The sequence below is a fragment of the Streptomyces sp. NPDC111628 genome (assembly GCF_055635195.1).
This window is the reverse complement of record NZ_JBVKBZ010000004.1, coordinates 630,711-648,047: the sequence shown is the minus strand read 5'-3', so window position 1 is coordinate 648,047 and position 17,337 is coordinate 630,711. Positions and strand designations below refer to the sequence as shown.

16 protein-coding genes are annotated in these 17,337 nt (G+C 71.7%); 5 read left to right on the top strand and 11 right to left on the bottom strand.

The annotated features are described in order from the left end of the window. Nucleotides 1–45: 45 nt before the first annotated feature. Both ACZ7MF_RS24865 and ACZ7MF_RS24860 read left to right on the top strand, forming a co-directional pair. Nucleotides 46–531, top strand: a complete 486-nt coding sequence (locus tag ACZ7MF_RS24865; protein ID WP_471479837.1) for a cupin domain-containing protein — start codon at nt 46–48, stop codon at nt 529–531. A 106-nt stretch (nt 532–637) separates the two neighbouring features. Continuing rightward, nucleotides 638–1,180, top strand: coding sequence for a hypothetical protein (locus ACZ7MF_RS24860; protein ID WP_471479836.1), 543 nt, complete (start codon nt 638–640; stop codon nt 1,178–1,180). On the opposite strand, the gene ACZ7MF_RS24855 is transcribed toward ACZ7MF_RS24860, so the two are convergent. From ACZ7MF_RS24855 to ACZ7MF_RS24815, 9 genes are all read right to left on the bottom strand, one after another. Further along, entirely contained in the window at nt 1,177–1,857 is a 681-nt protein-coding gene (locus tag ACZ7MF_RS24855; protein WP_471479834.1) for a response regulator, read from the bottom strand. The two genes, ACZ7MF_RS24860 and ACZ7MF_RS24855, sit on opposite strands and share 4 nt — an antisense overlap. After that, a complete protein-coding gene (locus ACZ7MF_RS24850; RefSeq protein WP_471479833.1) occupies nt 1,854–3,116 on the bottom strand; it encodes a sensor histidine kinase in 1,263 nt (420 codons plus the stop codon). The genes ACZ7MF_RS24855 and ACZ7MF_RS24850 overlap by 4 nt, the downstream gene beginning before the upstream one ends. Nucleotides 3,117–3,183: 67 nt before the next feature. Beyond that, on the bottom strand, nt 3,184–5,262 hold the full coding sequence (locus ACZ7MF_RS24845) for an MMPL family transporter (protein WP_471479831.1): 2,079 nt from the start codon (nt 5,260–5,262) through the stop codon (nt 3,184–3,186). Nucleotides 5,263–5,409: 147 nt separating this feature from the next. Then, nucleotides 5,410–6,549, bottom strand: coding sequence for a hypothetical protein (locus tag ACZ7MF_RS24840; protein WP_471479830.1), 1,140 nt, complete (start codon nt 6,547–6,549; stop codon nt 5,410–5,412). Nucleotides 6,550–6,647: 98 nt separating this feature from the next. Then, on the bottom strand, nt 6,648–7,628 hold the full coding sequence (locus ACZ7MF_RS24835; RefSeq protein ID WP_115742017.1) for an SCO2521 family protein: 981 nt from the start codon (nt 7,626–7,628) through the stop codon (nt 6,648–6,650). 1 nt (nt 7,629) lies between these two features. Then, entirely contained in the window at nt 7,630–8,595 is a 966-nt protein-coding gene (locus ACZ7MF_RS24830) for an SCO2522 family protein (protein WP_471479829.1), read from the bottom strand. Beyond that, the gene (locus ACZ7MF_RS24825) at nt 8,592–9,509 is read right to left on the bottom strand and encodes an SCO2523 family variant P-loop protein (RefSeq protein WP_471480120.1); all 918 of its coding nucleotides are present in this window, start codon (nt 9,507–9,509) and stop codon (nt 8,592–8,594) included. Before ACZ7MF_RS24825 ends, ACZ7MF_RS24830 begins: the two co-directional genes overlap by 4 nt. Before the next feature lie 2 nt (nt 9,510–9,511). Beyond that, nucleotides 9,512–11,356 carry an SCO2524 family protein gene (locus ACZ7MF_RS24820; RefSeq protein ID WP_356860673.1) on the bottom strand — a complete coding sequence of 615 codons (1,845 nt, stop codon included), beginning with the start codon at nt 11,354–11,356 and terminating at the stop codon, nt 9,512–9,514. Nucleotides 11,357–11,439: 83 nt separating this feature from the next. Next, a complete protein-coding gene (locus ACZ7MF_RS24815) occupies nt 11,440–12,213 on the bottom strand; it encodes an SCO2525 family SAM-dependent methyltransferase (protein WP_471479828.1) in 774 nt (257 codons plus the stop codon). Nucleotides 12,214–12,461: 248 nt separating this feature from the next. On the opposite strand from ACZ7MF_RS24815, the gene ACZ7MF_RS24810 reads away from it, so the two are divergent. Further along, nucleotides 12,462–13,007: a GNAT family N-acetyltransferase gene (locus tag ACZ7MF_RS24810; protein WP_471479827.1), complete on the top strand. Its 546-nt coding sequence runs from the start codon at nt 12,462–12,464 to the stop codon at nt 13,005–13,007. Here ACZ7MF_RS24810 and ACZ7MF_RS24805 read toward each other — a convergent pair. Next, nucleotides 13,004–13,699, bottom strand: a complete 696-nt coding sequence (locus ACZ7MF_RS24805) for a TerB family tellurite resistance protein (RefSeq protein WP_471479826.1) — start codon at nt 13,697–13,699, stop codon at nt 13,004–13,006. The genes ACZ7MF_RS24810 and ACZ7MF_RS24805 overlap by 4 nt on opposite strands. A 184-nt stretch (nt 13,700–13,883) precedes the next feature. Next, the gene (gene leuA, locus ACZ7MF_RS24800) at nt 13,884–15,605 is read right to left on the bottom strand and encodes a 2-isopropylmalate synthase (protein WP_471479825.1); all 1,722 of its coding nucleotides are present in this window, start codon (nt 15,603–15,605) and stop codon (nt 13,884–13,886) included. 352 nt (nt 15,606–15,957) lie between these two features. Here leuA and ACZ7MF_RS24795 point away from each other — a divergent pair, with 352 nt between their 5' ends. Next, the gene (locus tag ACZ7MF_RS24795; RefSeq protein ID WP_471479823.1) at nt 15,958–17,028 is read left to right on the top strand and encodes a M4 family metallopeptidase; all 1,071 of its coding nucleotides are present in this window, start codon (nt 15,958–15,960) and stop codon (nt 17,026–17,028) included. Between the two features lie 21 nt (nt 17,029–17,049). Further along, entirely contained in the window at nt 17,050–17,316 is a 267-nt protein-coding gene (locus ACZ7MF_RS24790) for a protealysin inhibitor emfourin (RefSeq protein WP_471479820.1), read from the top strand. Nucleotides 17,317–17,337: the final 21 nt, after the last annotated feature.

Genomic DNA, 17,337 nt, shown 5'->3' with positions numbered 1-17,337 from the left:
CGGCGCCCTGCGGGCCCCCCTTGACCACGATGTTGGAGGCACACCATGTCGTACCCGGAGCCGCGCTACCTCGGTGAGAAGGGCGAAATCAACGCCGTGTTCAGGGCGGCCGACACCCCGCCGGACATCGTCTCCCCCGGCGGCACGACCACCCACTACCTCGCGAGTCACGCCTCCACCGGTGGTGAGTTCGGGCTGTACAAGGTGGACATGGGGCCCAAGGCGCCCGGCGCCAGGACGCACTTCCACCGGGGCATCTCCGAGTCCTTCTACGTCCTGTCGGGAGAGGTGGAGCTCTACAACGGGGAGCGCTGGGTCACCGGCCGCCAGGGCGACTTCCTCTACGTCCCCGTCGGCGGGCTGCACGCCTTCAAGAACGACAGCGACGACCCCCTGTCCATGCTGATGCTCTTCTCGCCGGGCGCCCCGCGCGAGGAGTACTTCGAGCACATCGCCGAGTTCGCGCAGCGGGGCGGCGAGGAACTGCGCGAGTTCCAGGTCCGGCACGACAGCTACTTTGTCGAGGACTGATGGGCGAGTACGCCGTTGTTCAGTCCCGTGGGCCGGGTGGCTGAACAACTCGTCCGGCGCTTGGGTCATGGGTGTAAGCACCCTCGCCGCACCGAGACGGGACCCCATGATCACGCGCCGAGTCGCCATCGCCCTGTCCGCAGCCGTCACGACGATCCTGACGCTGTCCGCCTGCGGCGGCGGTGACGGGAAGGCGGCCGACGACGGGAACCCGGCCCGGGCGTCCTCCGCCACCCCGTCGGACTCGGCACAGCCGTCGGCGGCCGCCTCCTCGGCCAAGCCCGCGACCCCCGCGGAGCTGCTGCCGCCCTTCCGCATCGCCTACGGCATGAGCAGCTCCCCGATGTGCAGCCACGTCGCCTGGGACGACCCGGGGTGCGGAGAGGACCTCACCGCCGCCGGGCAACTCGCCGCCGCCATGGCCAAGAGCATCAAGCGGGACTTCCCCGACGGTCAGTACACCGACGTCGAGGACTCCGCGGGACAGGTGGTGAAGGCGGTGAACACCGTCCGCAAGCTCGGTTGCTACGAGATGGGTTCCACGCCGCCCAAGACCGACGTGGCCAAGCTGCGGGAGCTGTGCCCCTCGCTCAGCACCGTCGCCTCCCTGAGCTGGCTCAACTTCGAGAGCAACGTCGGCTCCTTCTAGCGGCCGCCGCTGCCCGTGCCCGGCGTGACCAGGCCGGACTCGTAGGCCACGATGACCAGTTGGGCCCGGTCCCGGGCCCCCAGCTTGCCCATGATGCGGCTGACGTGGGTCTTCGCGGTGAGCGGGCTCAGGCCCAGGGTGTCCGCGATCTCCGTGTTGTTGAGGCCCCGGGCCACCAGGGCGAGGACCTGGCGTTCCCGGTCCGACAGGCAGTCGGGGCCCGGTCCGGCCGACTGGAGGGCCGACGGGCTGCGCAGGAAGCGTTCGATCAGGCGGGCCGTCGGACCGGGTGAGAGGAGGGCGTCGCCCGCCGTCACCGTGCGGATGGCGTCCAGGAGTTCGGCGGGCTTCGTGTCCTTGACCAGGAATCCGGAGGCGCCCGCGCGGAGCGCCTCCACGATGTTCTCGTCGGTGTCGTAGGTGGTGAGGACCAGTACGCGGACCCCGGCGAGGTCCTCGTCGGCGGCGATCAGCCGGGTCGCCTCGATGCCGTCCAGGTCGGGCATCCGTACGTCCATGACGACCAGGTCGGCGCGTTGGGCGCGGGCCAGCTCCACGGCCTGGCGGCCGGTACCGGCCTCGCCGACCACCTCCATGTCCGGGGCCGACGCCACCAGCAGGGCGAACGCCGCACGGACGAGGTTCTGGTCGTCCGCCAGCAGCACGCGTATCGTCATGCGGTTCTCTCCGAGGTCAAGGGGGCGGTACGGGTCGGGGCGGGGGTCGGCAGTACGGCCGTCACCTCGAAGCCGTCGGCGCCCCGGCGCGGTCCGGCGTCGAGTGTGCCACCCACGCTGCGGGCCCGCTCGCGCATGCCGACGAGGCCGAAGCCCGGGGTGCCCGCCGGGTCGGGTCCGGTGCCGTCGTCGGTGACGGACAGGCGCAGGGCGCCCCGCTCGGCGTGCACCGCGACGCGGACGGACGGTGTGGGCCCCGCGTGCCGTACGGCGTTGGTCAGCGCCTCCTGCGTGATGCGGTAGACGGCGGCTCCGACCGCGGGCGGGACGTCGTCGGCGCGCACCGACAGCTCCACGTCCGCTCCGGCGAGCCGGGCGCTCTCCGCCAGGTCGGGCAACCCGCTCAGGCCGGGCAGCGGGCCGCGGGCGTCGGGGACGCCGGCCGTGTCCTGCGCCCTGAGCACCTCGAGGGTGGTGCGCAGTTCGCCGCGCGCGGAGCGGCAGGTCTCGGCGATGTCGTCGAGGGCCTTGGCGACGGACTCCCGGTCCAGGCGTTCGGGGTCGGCGGTCAGGACGTGGGCGGCGACCGAGGTCTGCACGCCGATGAGGGTGATGCTGTGCGCCAGCAGGTCGTGCAGGTCCCGGGCGACGCGCAGGCGTTCCTCGGCGACGCGCCGCCGGGCCTCCTCCTCGCGGGTGCGTTCGGCGCGTTCGGCGCGCTCGACGATGGAGGCGACGTACTGGCGGTAGACACGGACGTCGATGCCGCAGAACAGGACGGCGACGGCCCAGCCGGTGATCCGGAGCAGCTCGATCATGCCCTCGGGGTTGGTGAGGGCGTTCATGGTCAGCCCGACGCCGATGACCAGGGAGCCGATGACCAGGGTGCGGCGCACGGTGCCGGTCGTCGCGATGCTGTAGAGGGCCACCATGGTCGCGGGCACGGGCGCGGAGTGGTTGTAGTCGAGGGCGTGGAACGCGGCGATCGGAGCGGCCACCAGGCAGAGCGTCAGCAGGGGCCGGTGCCTGCGGCCCACCAGCGGCACATGGCCGGCGAGCAGCAGCACCCAGCCGACCGCGCCCGGGCGGCGGCCGTCGTCGGTGAGCAGCGCCAGACAGGCGGCGCCGGTGAAGAGGGCCGCGGCGAGCACGGCGTCGTTGCGGGTGCCGTGCGGGGCGGCGCGCGGGTCGCGGTTGATCACGGCCATGATCCGCTCGCCGGCACCGGGCCGGGACGCGGTCGGAGTGGTTGCCTGCACGCGTCCATACTCCGCGACGGACGCGCCCCGCCGGGAGGGGAGGGGCGCGCTCCGGTCGCCGGGCACCTCAGACACCGACGGGCTCCCGCAGGTCGTCCGGTGCGGGCCGGCCGGGCTCCCGGGACAGCCGCCCCGGCCACCACACCCGGCGGCGCAGGGCGACGCTCGCGCTGGTGACCAGGTAGGTGCGGACGAGGAAGGTGTCGAGCAGGACGCCGACCGCGATGACGAAGCCCAGCTCGACCAGCTGCACCATCGGCATGCTGGTGAGCACGGCGAAGGTGGCCGCGAGGACCAGCCCGGCCGAGGCGATGACGCCGCCGGTGGTGCGCAGCGCGGACAGGGCGGCCTCGGTGGGTTCGGCGCCGTTCAGGGACTCCTCGCGCATCCGGTGCATCAGGAAGATGCCGTAGTCGACGCCGAGGGCGACCAGGAAGACGAAGGAGAGCAGGCCGAGTCCGGGGTCGGTGCCCTCGAAGCCGAAGAGGGGATCGAAGACGAGGCCGCCGATGCCGAGGGCCGCGCCCCACACGGCGACGACGGCGGCGACCAGGATCAGCGGCGCGACCAGCGAGCGCAGCAGCACCGTGAGGATCAGCAGGACCGACAGGAGCACGATCGGTACGACGATGGCGGTGTCCCGGGCGTTGGTGTCCTCCAGGTCGATCTGCTCGGCGCTGGGGCCGCCGACGTAGGAGCCGTCGAGCTTGTCGCGCAGGGTCTCGATGGTGGCGGTCTCGGCGGCCGACTGGGGCGGCGCGGAGGGCATTACGGTCAGCTCGGTCCAGCCGCCGCCGCTGCGGCCCGCCTCGGCGCTCTCGACGCCCTTGGTGGCGCGGATCTCGGTGAGCGCGGCCTCGGCGCGGTCGGTGGGGCTGATGACACTGATCGGCTGGGTGCCGGACTCCGGGTAGGCGTCGGCGAGGGTCTCCATCGCGGCGATCGCGTCGGGGCGGGTGGTGAAGGAGTCCTCCTGCTTGAGGTTGCCGGGCAGGGCGAAGGCGCCCAGCGCGAGCGCGCCGAGCAGCACGGCGCCGCCCACCAGGACGGTGCGGGGCCTGCGCTCGGCGGAGCTGCCCATCGCGGCGAACAGCGACCGGCGTGCCTTGGGGGTGCTGCCGTAGCGGGGCACCAGCGGCCAGAAGACGCGGCGGCCGAGCAGGACGAGGAGCGCGGGCAGCAGGGTCAGCATGGCGGCCAGCGCGCACAGCACGCCGACGGTGCCGAGGGGACCCATGCCCCGGCTGGAGTTGAGGTCGGCGGCGAGCAGGCACAGGAGTCCGGCGGCGACGGTGCCGGAGGAGGCCAGTACGGCGGGGCCGCAGCCGCGCAGGGCGGCGAGCATGGCGTCGTACGGCCGCTCGATGCGGCGCAGTTCCTCGCGGTAGCGGGAGACCAGCAGCAGCGCGTAGTCGGTGCCGACGCCGAAGACGAGGATGGTCATGATGCCGCTGCTCTGGCCCGAGACGGCGGTGCCGAAGGTCTGGTTGAGGCCGTAGGCGACGCCCATGGAGAGGTAGTCGGCGAGTCCGGCGACGGCGAGCGGGACGAGCCACAGGAAGGGGCTTCGGTAGATGAGGATCAGGAGGAGGGCGACCACCGCGGCGGTGGTGTAGAGCAGCGGGCCGTCGAGGGAGTTGTAGACCTCGGAGGCGTCGGTGGCGAGCGCGCCGGAGCCGCCGACCTCGACGCCGAGCCCGTCGGCCCCTTGGGCGATGTCCCGCACGTCGTTGACGAGGGCGTCGCGCGCCTCCTCGTCCGTGCCGGGCTCGGTGGAGGCGACCGGGTACATGAGGGTGGTGCCGTCCTTGGACGGGATGCCCGCCGGGCGGCCGGTGAGTTCGTGCGCGGCGGCGATCTCGGCGACCTGCCCGGCGGCGGTCTCCCGGTCGGCGGCGGTCAGTCCGGCGTCGCGGTGGTAGACGAGGACCATCTCGGTGGCCTCGCCGCCCGGCAGCCGCTCCTGGATCTTGGCGACCTGCGTCGAGTCGGCGCTCGCCGGCAGGTAGTCGACGGCCCGGTCGCGCTGCACGTCGCCGAGTTTCGCCGCGAACGGCGAGGCGATCGCCAGCACGGCGATCCACAGTCCTAGCACCAGCCAGGGCACGGCCCTTCGCCGCCCCGCGCCTGTCGTTGTGGCCCCCATCTGACGGGCCTCCCTCCGGTGGATGTCTGGGTGGGTCTCCAGACTTCCGGCGGCGGGGCGGCGACGCGTCGGGCGTGAGGGCGAGCCTTCGGCTACTGCCCGGGGAGACGCGGGGCCGTCGTTACTCCCCGGGGAGTACGGCGGCGGTCAAGCCTGGTCGACCACCCATTTCCCGTCCTCCTCGTCGTCGACGCGCACCTCCAGTTCGCGCAGGCCCATGCCCGCGTCCCAGAGTTCCCTGAAGCGTTTGAGCCGGTCCCGTACGTAGTCCTGGCGCGCGGTGAGCCGGGTGCGGATGTTGACGTCCCGCAGGTCCTGCTCGATCTCGAACGACACCTCCTCGTCGTAGAGGATGAAGTCGTTGGTGGTGCCGCGCTGGAGGTGCGGGGGCAGTTCCGGCAGGACCGCCGCGCGGACGTCGATGCGGCGCAGTTCCTGCTCCTCGCACAGTCGCAGCAGCCGGTCGTCGAGTTCGCGGGCGCTCTCCAGCAGGAACAGGCGGCGCACGGCGACGCCCTGTTCGTCGATGGCCGCCTGCTGGGCGTCGAGGTAGCGTCCGGCGGGCTCGCTGTTCCAGAACTGCCGGTCGACGGAGGTGCTGGTGGCGAGGATGGACTGCTCGGCGGCCTTGGTGAGGGTGAGCATCCAGTCGTGGTTCTCGCCGGGGCACTCGGCACTCAGGTTGGTGAGGTCCGCCATGTGGCCGACCACCCGGGACATCTCCATGTGCACGAAGGTGTGCAGGATGGAGGGGCTGGGCAGCAGGACGTCGGCGAAGCCCTTGGCCAGGTCGGGCACGCTGTCGATGCGGACCGTGTCCAGGGTGCGGGCGGCCTCGGCGGGGCCGTGGTCGACCTGGGCGACGTGCGTCTCGACCAGCTGTTTGACGTCCTCGGTGTGCCGGGTCAGGCCCGACTTCAGCTCGGTGTCGTAGCGGCTGAGGCCCTCGCGTACGGCGGTGGTGTTCTCGGCGAGCGCGTCCTCCACCCGCCGGGTGTGCTCCTCCAGCCGGGTGTGTTCCTGCTCCGCCGTCCGGTCCGGTCCCGGGCGTGGGGCCAGGCCGAGGACGTACTGGACGGCCAGTGCGGCGGCGGCGCAGAGCACGGCGGCCACGAACTGCCGCAGGGTGCCGTCGTCCGGGTCGAGGAGGGCCGCGACGCTCCAGAAGAGGCCGCCGACGACCACGGCGACCAGCAGCATGCGGGTCCAGGGGGACTCGCCCCTCGGGTCGATCGGGTTGGTCGTGCGGGGCGTGTCGTCGGGTCGGGGTGACTGTGCCGTGCTCATCTCGCTCTCTCCCCCCGTTGGGATACGCGTCGGATCGTGCGGGGATGTGTGTGCGGTGACGGGCGTGCGGTGGTGCGCGTGCCGGACGGCGGGATCGGTCAGGGTGCCGGTTCCACCTCCCGGTGGGCTGCGGGAATGGCGTGCAGGGTGAGCTGGTCGCGGATGCGCTGCACCAGGGCCTGCCACTGCCGGGTGAAGCCGGGACGTTCCTCCAGCGGGTCCCACAGCGCGGCCAGTTCGCGGCCGACCCGGGCGCCGGGCATCCACAGGTGCAGGAGGTGGTCGACGGCCGGACGCAGGGTCCGTACGACGGCGCCCGCGTCGTGGGCGGCCCCGGCGCCGAGGCGGAGGCCGTCGAGCATGCGGACGACGGTGGTGAGCAGCCAGTCGTGCAGGGCGAGGTCGTCGCAGAGCGCGGCGAGTTCGGCGCCGGTGACGGTCTCGGGCACGCGCAGGCGTACGGTGCGCAGTTCGTCCTCGGCGAGGGTGAACCGTTCCAGCGAGGGGCCTTCGCCGGGGGCCGCGGGCAGGGCCGCCCAGCGCAGCCGGGTGGGGCGGGAGCGGAAGGGCGGGCGCTGGTCGAGCAGGGGGTGGCGCAGCACCCGGGTGAGCAGGCCGTCGGCGATGAGTCCGACGTCGAGGTCGCCGTGGCGGGGGCCGCCGAGGACGCCCTGTGCGACCGCCTCGTGCGGGAGCTTGCCGAGCGGTTCGACGACGCCGGGCCGCACCAGGTACTCGCCCCAGGGCCGCCGCTGGTCGGGGCCGGTGCCGGGCAGGCGGCAGTGCGCGGAGGTCTGCAGGACGCGGCCCTCGGTGAGCGCGGCGTGCGCGGTGACGGTGCCGACGGCGCGGATGCGGGCGCCGTTGGCGCTGGGCAGCGGGCAGTCGACGCCGGTGAGGGTGTCGGGGGAACGCGCGTAGAGGCCGGGGCGTTCGGAGAGCAGCACGCGTTCGTCGGCGCGCAGGCCGAGGAGCTGGGCGGCGGAGCGGATGTCGAGGGCCTGCCGGGCGGGCAGCAGGCAGGTACGGATCTCGCCGCAGGCGAGGACGGCGGGCGGGGTGCTCTGCCGCGGCGCCATGTCAGGGCCCCGAGTAGTACACGTAGGAGATGCGGTCGGCGACCGAGTCGGGGACGGCCATGCGTTCCTTCCCGGAGCGGTCGGCGACCTGCGCCAGTGCTCCCGGGTCGACCTCGATCTGGTCGAGGATCACGCGGACGGCGTGTTCGACGGGGAGGAAGCGGGTGGGCAGGACGGAGCAGGTGCGGTAGGCGGCGAAGGGGTCCGCGCGCTCGTTGAGCTTCAGCAGGGTGGGCAGTTCGTCCCACTTGTCGGGGAAGCCGCCGGCGGTGTGCGGCTGGGGGGCGAGGACGGCCTCGCCCTCGTTGCGCAGGAGTCCGAGGCGGGCGAGCTGCCAGACGGCGGCGAGGAAGGGGCAGGACCACAGGCGCTGCCCGTCGGCGTCGTCGCTCCACAGCTCGACGTCGAGGAAGACGGAGTGGCGGCGGGCGGCGGTCTCGTGCGGGGGCTGCCAGGCCGCGGCGCGTTTCATGGCCTGCGGGGCGCGGGCGACGGGGCTGCGTTCGCCGTTGGCGAGCCAGCCGGTCTGCGCGGCGGGCGGGCGCAGGCCGTAGCTGCCGGGCGGCGGGGACTCGACGATGCGGGCGGCGACGGCTTCGGCGACGGGCACCTTGCCGGTGACGGCGCAGCCGGACTCGCGGGCCAGGTAGTCGACGTTCAGTCCGGCCCGCTCGGCCTCCGCGAGGAGCATGGGGACGACATCGGCGGGGGTGGAGAAGCGGGTGAAGTAGTCGTCGATGAGGAAGCAGGTGCTGATCCGGGCCCGCTTGCCGCCGGCCCGGGCGGTGGCGGCGGTGCGGGCCGCCTCCACCCAGGGCCGTACTTCGGCGAAGTGCGCGCGCAGCCGTTCGGGTCCGGCCTCGAAGTCCTCCATGTAGAGGTGGCCCAGCTCCACGGAGAGGTGGGCCAGCGGCACGGACTGGGTGCGCGGCTCGGCGGCGGTCTCGCGGAACACGGGCTCCGTCACAGCCGCCCCCAGTGGGTGTCGTCCGTCAGGCGCCGGGCGATCTCCTCCAGCGCCTCCAGGGTCTCCTTGTTCGCTATCTGGGTGGAGAGGACGTCTTCCTCGGTGATGAGCTGCTCCTGCCACTGGAGGATGGGTTCCAGCGGCACGATGCCGAGGACGACGCTGTCGCCGATGCGCTGTTCGGCGGCGAGCCGGCGCAGTGCCTCGTCGCAGGCCTGCATCCAGGTGGCCTGGGCGGTGGAGCCCTGGGACCACAGCGGCGACTCGGGGTCGGGCACGGCGGCCCGCACGAAGCGGATCGCGGCGCGCAGGGCGTCCTCGTCGTGACCGCGGTCGACGCCGCCGCCGATGATGCCGTGCTCGGCGTGGACGAGTCCGGAGGCGGCGATCACGTGCTGGCGGGTCCAGCGGTGGAAGACCAGCCAGCGGAAGGGGACGTTGCGCATCCGGGGGTGGGCGGTGGCGTCGAGGACCATGTCGACGGCGTAGCTGCGGCCGGCGCTGAGGTCGACGAAGGTGACGTCGAACTCGTTGTTGAGCTTGAGCAGCAGGTCGACGCAGCGCTCCAGGGCCTCCTCGCCGGTGGCGAACTCGCCGCCGCCGGCGTCGCCGGGGAACAGCACCAGGCGGCCGGACTGGTTGGGGCGGGCGCGCAGCAGGGGGTGCTCGGTCTCCCGCCAGACGTCGATGCGGACCGGTTCCGCGGTGTCGCCCTCCAGGTAGGAGTGCAGGCCGCGCTCCTCGGTGCCGCGCATGGCGCTGGGCACGTCGAAGACGGCGGCGGCGGTGGGCGAGCCGAAGTCGAAGTCGACGTAGGCCACGTGGTCACCGGTGAGGGCGCGCTGGTAGGCCAGGTTGGCGCTGGTCACCGAGCGTCCCGTGCCCCCCTTGTCGGAGGCGGCGAAGACCAGCACGCTCACACCTCCTGGGCGGCGGCGCCCCTGGCCTGGGCCAGGGTGTCGAGTTCCTGGAGCACGGGCAGGGCCAGTGCGAAGGCGGTCGCGGGCCGTTCGTCGACCAGGCCGCGGGCGTGGTCGAGGCGGCTCTCGATGCTCCGCATGGCCCTGGCTCTGGCTCCGTCGGCGGCGGCGGACGCCTCCAGCTGCTCCCGGCCGAACAGGTGGGTGGCCTCACTGAGCAGTTCCCGGGCCAGTTCGGCGAGTTCGGGGCTGCGGATGGGCTCCTGCTCGTACAGGATGCGGGCGGCGACGAGGCATTCGGTGACCCGCTCGGTGATGCTCCAGGACATGCGCAGTCCGGCGTCCTGGGCGTCGGGGTAGACGGCCTGGATGTTGTCCCAGAGGCCGGCGCCCTCCTCCTCGTCGATGCGCCGCTTCCACAGGTGTTCGAAGGACTGCTCGGCGAGGCGGAGCAGGCGGTCCTGGGCGCCGATGTTCCGGGAGAGTTCGGCGAGCTGGATGATCCGCTTGAGGAGCTGGGCGGAGAAGTCGGTCATCCGCCACAGGAGTTGGCCGCCGGCGCGCTCGGAGCCGGCGAGCGGCATGGTGACGCCGGGGGTGTGCAGCAGGAGGGTCGGGTCGTTCTTGGTCATGCGGCTGGTGACCCGGCCCCGGTCGGCGAGGCGCTCCATGATGGCGACGGTGCGGGTGAGGTCGTCGTCGGTCGCCTTGCGGCGGACCAGGTCGTGGACGAGGATCGCCGCGACGGTCAGGGAGAAGTACTCGGACTCCAGGCGCAGGCCGGTGGTCTGCCAGGGCAGGTCCTCCAGGGGCCAGCGCTCGCCGCCGAAGCGGGCGATCGCGGACCAGTACTGCTGGCTCAGCTCCCAGCGCAGGCGCAGCATCTCGGCGAGCTTCTGCTGGTCCTCGTCGAGCAGACCGAGGGTGAGGGTGCGGTCGGAGAACAGGTCCTGGATGCCGTCGAGGGCGACGACGGTGAAGTACACGTAGGGCAGCCGGTCGGCGATGCCGTCGGGCTGGCCGGGGACGTCGACGTTCAGGTCGGTGATCTGGGGGGCGTCCTTGACGATGCCCCAGGCCCAGCCGCACTCGAAGAGCTGGCTCTCGTCGCGGATGCCCTCGTCGACCTGGATGCCTCGGGAGAGGCTCTCGATGATGGTGGCGCGCAGCGGGCGTAACCGGCGGGAGAACTGCTGGAGGACGATCCGGTCGGACTGCCCGCCCTGGCCGATGACCTGGATCAGCCGCTTGCCCTGCTCCGACTCGGCGTCGAAGACGTTCACGGAGAAGGACCGCAGCAGGCTGACCATCGCGGAGGTCAGCCGGGCGTTGGTGGCCTCCCGCAGTTCGGCGATGGCCTTGAGGACCTCGGGCCGGGTGGTGGTGCCCTCGTAGACCTTGAGGAAGCCGAGGGTGGCCAGGCAGAGCGTGACGGACATGGAGTAGGAGTCGACCACGCCCAGCTGGCGCTGTTCGTGGCTGACCGTGCCGCCGGGCTCGGAGGGGCGGAAGTAGTGGCCGCCGGAGAAGACGGGACTGTCGTCCGTGCCGGTGTGGGTGCGCATGAACTGGGTCAGCGCGGCGATCAGGTTGGGCGGGATCTCCAGCCGGCTGCCGACCCGGTCGAGGGCGCGCAGGACGTCACGTTCGGTGGTGTCCGGCTGGTCGAGCCGGAAGGCCGGGACCTCGGTGGCCGGATACAGCAGGCAGAGCAGGCGTTCGGCGTCCGCGACGCTGCTCAGTCCGTCGGTGTCCCCCCGGACCAGCTTCCCGTCGTCGAACGAATGACGGGCCATGGCCTGCCAGATGTCCAGCAGGTGCTGGCGTGGCTTGATCTGCATCCCCGCACCCCTCGTACAGACCTCGTTGCCCTGTGTTCGGCATGTCCCCGTTGCGATGGTCCCCGTTGAGCATGTCCCCGTTCCTACGGGGCGGCAATCGCGGAATTGCGCCGTCCCAGGGCGAGGAGCATTCCCTCGTGCCCCGGCCGCACCGAGTGGTGCAGATCGTGGATCTCCAGCTCCTCGGTGAACGGCTCCAGGCTCTGCCCGACCGTTTCCTCGTTCACCCGGTAGGCCGGGTAGTCGTGGGCGCCGACGCGGTAGCCGACGGACTCCTTCATGAAGGCGGCGGCGAACGGCGCCCCCTCGCCGAGCGCGTTCATGAAGCAGCGCACGCCCCGGTGGAACTCCTCGGGCGCCTCGGACATGGAGTCGGCGACGAAGAACATGGTCCCCAGCGACCAGCGCCGGTCCCCGCCCTCCAGGTCGAACAGGTTGCCGCGCTCCACGTCGACGATCTCGCTGACCCGTGGTCTGGGCTCCACGGCGGCGTAGGCGTCGACCTCGCGCAGCACGTCCCAGAAGGGGTCCCAGGCGATGTCGTACCCGGCCGGGGCGACCTGCTTCTCCAGGTATTCGACGTTCGGGTGGGCGTACTCCAGCAGGAGCAGCTTCTCGCACCAGGGCAGCATGGACAGGGCGGGATACAGGTTCGCCCCGGCGCCGACGTCGATGCCGCGCGCGGAGCGCGGGGGGGCTCCCTCGAAGCAGCGGGTGAAGTAGTCGCGCATCAACCGGACGATCAGCAGGTCCACTTCGAGTGGTGTCCGGTAGTTGTTGTCGACGTACACCTCTGGATCGAACTTCGACCAAGGCGCGTCGGCGTTGCGATCCATAGTCACCCTGCCACGTTCCATTCGAATTTGGACAAATCCCCAGTACTGTTCACGGTAAGTGACAAGACCACTACGGACCAGTACGGGAATACGCCATCCTCATCCGCCCGGCGCACGTCGGGCGCATGGTCGCACACCCGAACTCGCCCTTGCATGAGGGAAGTTGGACGCTCACTCTAGCCAGAAGCAGACACTGGCCGCCACATGAGTCCTTCACTCGTCCGTGTGCGGCGCGGATGCCCAAGAGTTGACGCAGACCAGGGGGTTGCATGACCGCCGAACCGCTGGAACGTTCCCTCGACCACCACGACCCGCTCACCCGGCCCGGACTGCCACCGGACGACCTGCCACTGGACCTGCGCACGGCACGGGAGCCCGACCTGCCGGAACTGCGGCGACTGGACGAGGAGGTCTTCCAGGACTTCGCCTATCCCGGGTTCCTGCTGCGCCAGCTCTTCGACATGTACGAGGAGCACTTCCTGGTTCTGGACGACGGCACGGGCCGGCTGCGCGGTTACGTGCTGGCCGCCACCCGGACGCTGGGTGCGGACAGCTGGATACTCGGGCTGTGCGTGACCCCGGACCGGCGTCGCCACGGGCTGGGCCGGGAGCTGATGCGGGAGGTCCTCGACCGGTTGCGCCGGGACGGCATACAGGTCGTCCGCCTCACGGTGGAGCCCGCCAACCTCGCCGCCATCTTCCTCTACCGTTCGCTGGGCTTCCGCCCCGAGGAGCCCGACGGCGGCCTGCGTCCGGACTACTTCGGCCCGGGCGTGCACCGCCAGATCATGCGGCTGGATCTCGCACCCGGCTAGGAGGGCGTGCCCGCCGAGTCCAGGAGGCGGGTCACGTCGTCGGAGCAGAGGGTCAGGGCCGCGCCGACGGTGGCCAGGGCGTCGCGCTCGGCGGGGGTGTAGGGGCCGTCCGCCAGGGCGATGCGGGCACCCTGCAACAGGATCGACTCGCGGCCGACGGCGGCGAGGTGCGGGGCCAGCGGGTCCAGCGCCTCGTGCAGTTCTATCGCCAGGCCCGGCACGCAGGGTTCGCCGCGGACCCGGCCGGTGTCCGCCTCAAGCGCCTCGACGAGCGCGTTCAGCTGCTCCTCGGTGCAGTCCTCGAAACCGGCCGCGCGCACCGCGACGGTCGCGGTCTCCAGCGAGGTGCGGGAGCAGGTGCCGCCCGCGGTCAGGACCGCGAGGGCGACGGTGTGCACGGCGTCGCGGAGCATCGCGGAGAAGCGGGTGGTGGTCGGGTGGTCGAGGACGTCGGTGCCGTAGTGGCGGCGGCAGGCCGCGCACTCGACGGTCGGCGCGGACTCGCCGCGGGGCAGCACGGGCACGCCGAGCAGGGTGAAGCGGCGGCGGCCGGTGAGCCGCGTGTAGTTGCGGTCGCCGCCGCAGCCGGGGCAGAAGAACTCGCCGTCGCCGACGGACGTCCACGCGGTGCGGGTGCCCAGGATGCGTGGCAGCCGGGCAGCTCGGCTGTTTCGTCCCCGTCCAGGCAGCACGTCGCACCTCCGTAACGGCGCGACAGCATCGTCGCGCTGGCGTGATGTTAGCCACATCACCGACGTGGAGTCAGTACCCAGGACGAGACCTTTCCGTGACCATCACAGATATATGGCCGGTATATGACGGGGTCCCGCCCGCCGTTTTCCGGCGAGCGGGACCTCAAACCACCGATTCGGCTGGTCAGCGGGTTGCGCGGTTGACGGCGGAGACGATCGCCTTCAGCGAGGCGCGCGTGGTGTTCGCGTCGATTCCGATGCCCCACAGCACCTTGTCGCCGATCGCGCACTCGATGTAGGAGGCGGCCTGCGCGGAGGCGCCCTCGCTCATCGTGTGCTCCTGGTAGTCCAGCAGCCGTACGTCGATGCCGACGCCCTGCAGTGCGTGGAAGAACGCCGAGATCGGGCCGTTGCCGGTGCCGACCAGGGTGGTCTCCGCGCCGTCGACCGTGGCGTCGACGGTGAGGGTGTCGACGCCGTCGCGGTCGGTCGTGGTCTGCCCGTTGGCCACCTGGATGCGGCCCCAGGGGTTGTCCGGGTTGGGCAGGTACTCGTCCTGGAAGACGTCCCAGATGGCGGTCGGGGTGATCTCGCCGCCCTCGGCGTCGGTCTTGGCCTGGATCAGCTTCGAGAACTCGATCTGCATCCGGCGCGGCAGGTCCAGGCTGTGGTCGTTCTTCAGGACGTAGGCGATGCCGCCCTTGCCGGACTGCGAGTTGACCCGGATGACCGCCTCGTAGGAGCGGCCGACGTCCTTGGGGTCGATCGGCAGGTAGGGAACCGCCCACTCGATGTCGTCGACGGTGACGCCCTTGGCGGCCGCGTCGGCCTCCATGGCGTCGAAGCCCTTCTTGATGGCGTCCTGGTGGGAGCCGGAGAAGGACGTGTAGACCAGGTCGCCCACGTACGGGTGGCGCGGGTGGACCTCCATCTGGTTGCAGTACTCCCACGTGCGACGGATCTCGTCGATGTCGGAGAAGTCGATCTGCGGGTCGACGCCCTGGGAGAACAGGTTCATGCCCAGGGTGACCAGGTCGACGTTGCCGGTGCGCTCGCCCTGCCCGAACAGGCAGCCCTCGATACGGTCGGCGCCGGCCATCAGCGCCAGCTCGGCCGCGGCCACCGCCGTACCGCGGTCGTTGTGCGGGTGGACGGACAGGCAGACGTGCTCGCGGCGGGACAGGTTGCGGCCCATCCACTCGAAGCGGTCGGCGTGCGTGGACGGCGTCGAACGCTCCACCGTGGCGGGCAGGTTGAGGATGATCTCGCGGCCGGGTCCGGGCTGGTAGGTGTCCATCACCGCCTCGCAGACCTCCAGGGCGAAGTCCAGCTCGGTGTCGGTGAAGATCTCCGGGCTGTACTGGTAGCCGAACTCGGTCTCCGGGCCCAGCAGTTTCTCGGCGTACTCCATGACCAGGCGGGTGCCGTCGACCGCGATCTGCTTGATGTCGTCCTTCGAGCCCCGGAAGACGACCCGGCGGAAGACGGGGGCGGTCGCGTTGTACAGGTGGACGGTGGCCCGCCTGGCGCCCTTCAGGGACTCCACCGTGCGCTCGATCAGGTCCTCGCGGGCCTGGGTCAGTACGGAGATGGTGACGTCGTCCGGGATGGCTTGCGGGTCCTCGATGATGGACCGTACGAAATCGAAGTCGGTCTGGCCGGAGGCCGGGAAGCCGACCTCGATCTCCTTGTAGCCCATCTTGACCAGCAGGTCGAACATGGCGCGCTTGCGGACCGGCGACATGGGGTCGATCAGGGCCTGGTTGCCGTCGCGCAGGTCGGTGGAGAGCCAGCGGGGAGCGGTGGTGACCCGCTGGTTCGGCCAGGTGCGGTCGGCGATGTCGACCTGGTCGTAGCCGCGGTACTTGCCGGTCGGCATGGGGCTGGGCTGCTGGCGGTTGGCCATGATGGCGTGGGCTCCTCGTGATGTCCGCGGATCTCGGCGGTGTCCGCGTCGTCCGCGTGTCCGGAAGGACGGCCGACGGCACCACCAAGCTCCGCGGGGAGGGAGTCGGCCTCTACAGGCCCTCGCCGCGGCAGCTAAGGAGAAGCAGCCCGAATCGCATGATGCCCAGCACCCTAGCCGAGTCACGCGGGTCACGCGGGTCCGTATCAGTATGCGGGACCGGGGTGAGAAAGGGGACAAAAAGTGCCGTATACCACTTCCGATCGAGCCGCGGGGACCCCTTTCCACCCCTGTGCACCGATCGTGGTTGCGGGTAGTGACAGCACGGTCACTCAGTGCGAGAGTGCCGGACATGACGACACACGGGGGCTTCCAGCCCGTCTTCTGCACGATCGTCCCGCCCCACGTCCTCGACCGGCTCGCCCGGAACACGGACCCCGTGCTCGCCGGGCCCGCCCGCCGCACCATCCAGCGCGACGCCGTCGAACGCACCCGCCGCGGACTGACCACGGTCGTCGGCGCCCCCGCCGTGGCCCCGCGCGCGGACGCGGAGCCCGGGAAGCCGCAGCGCACGATCTACGACGCCGGGCACGGCACCGACCTGCCGGGCAGCGAGGTGCGCGCCGAGGGCGAGGAGCCCGGCCAGGACGCCACCGTGAACCGCGCCTACGCGGGCCTGGGCGCCACCTTCGAGCACTACCTCAAGGTCTACCGGCGCGACTCCATCGACGGCGCGGGTCTGCCGCTGGACGCGACCGTGCACTACGACCGCGAGTACAACAACGCCTTCTGGAACGGCGAGCAGATGGTCTTCGGCGACGGGGACGGGGAGATCTTCCTCGACTTCACCGTCGCCCTGGACGTGATCGGCCACGAGCTGACCCACGGCGTCACCCAGCACACCGCCAACCTGACCTACTACGGCCAGCCCGGCGCCCTCAACGAGTCGGTCTCCGACGTCTTCGGCTCCCTCATCAAGCAGTACGCGCAGGGCCAGACCGCCGCCGAGGCCGACTGGCTGATCGGCGCCGGGCTGCTGGCCCCGCGGGTGACGGGCGAGGCGCTGCGCTCCATGAAGGCGCCGGGCACGGCCTACGACGACGACGTGCTGGGCAAGGACCCGCAGCCCGCGACGATGGACGACTTCGTGCGCACCGGCCGCGACAACGGCGGCGTGCACATCAACTCCGGCATCCCCAACCACGCCTTCTACCTGCTCGCCACCGCGCTCGGCGGGCACGCCTGGGAGCGGGCCGGGCAGGTCTGGTACGACGTGCTGACCGGCGGCGAACTGGCCCAGGACGCGCTGTTCGCGGACTTCGCGACCCTGACGGTGAAGGCCGCCCGGGAGCGCTACGGCGACGGGGACGAGCTGGAGGCGGTCGGCAAGGCCTGGGAGCAGGTCGGGGTGCGGACGCCGTAGTTCCGTACTAGACACGGGTCCATGCGGATTCAGGTGAGGCGCACAGGAGGCTTCGCGGGCATCGAACGCCACGCGGAGGTCGAGACCGCGGGACGCCCCGACGCGGACGAGTGGCACGCGCTGGCCGAGCGGGCGGTCGCCGACGGCCGGCGCACCCCGCCGGTCGGGGTGCCGGACGGGTTCAGCTACCAGCTCACCGTGGACGGGCGGACGGTGTACGCCGCCGATCCCCGGCTCACCGACGAGCAGCGATCGCTGATCTCCCGGGTGCTGAAGGAGGGGGCGTAACCCCGCCCGCGTGCACGGGCG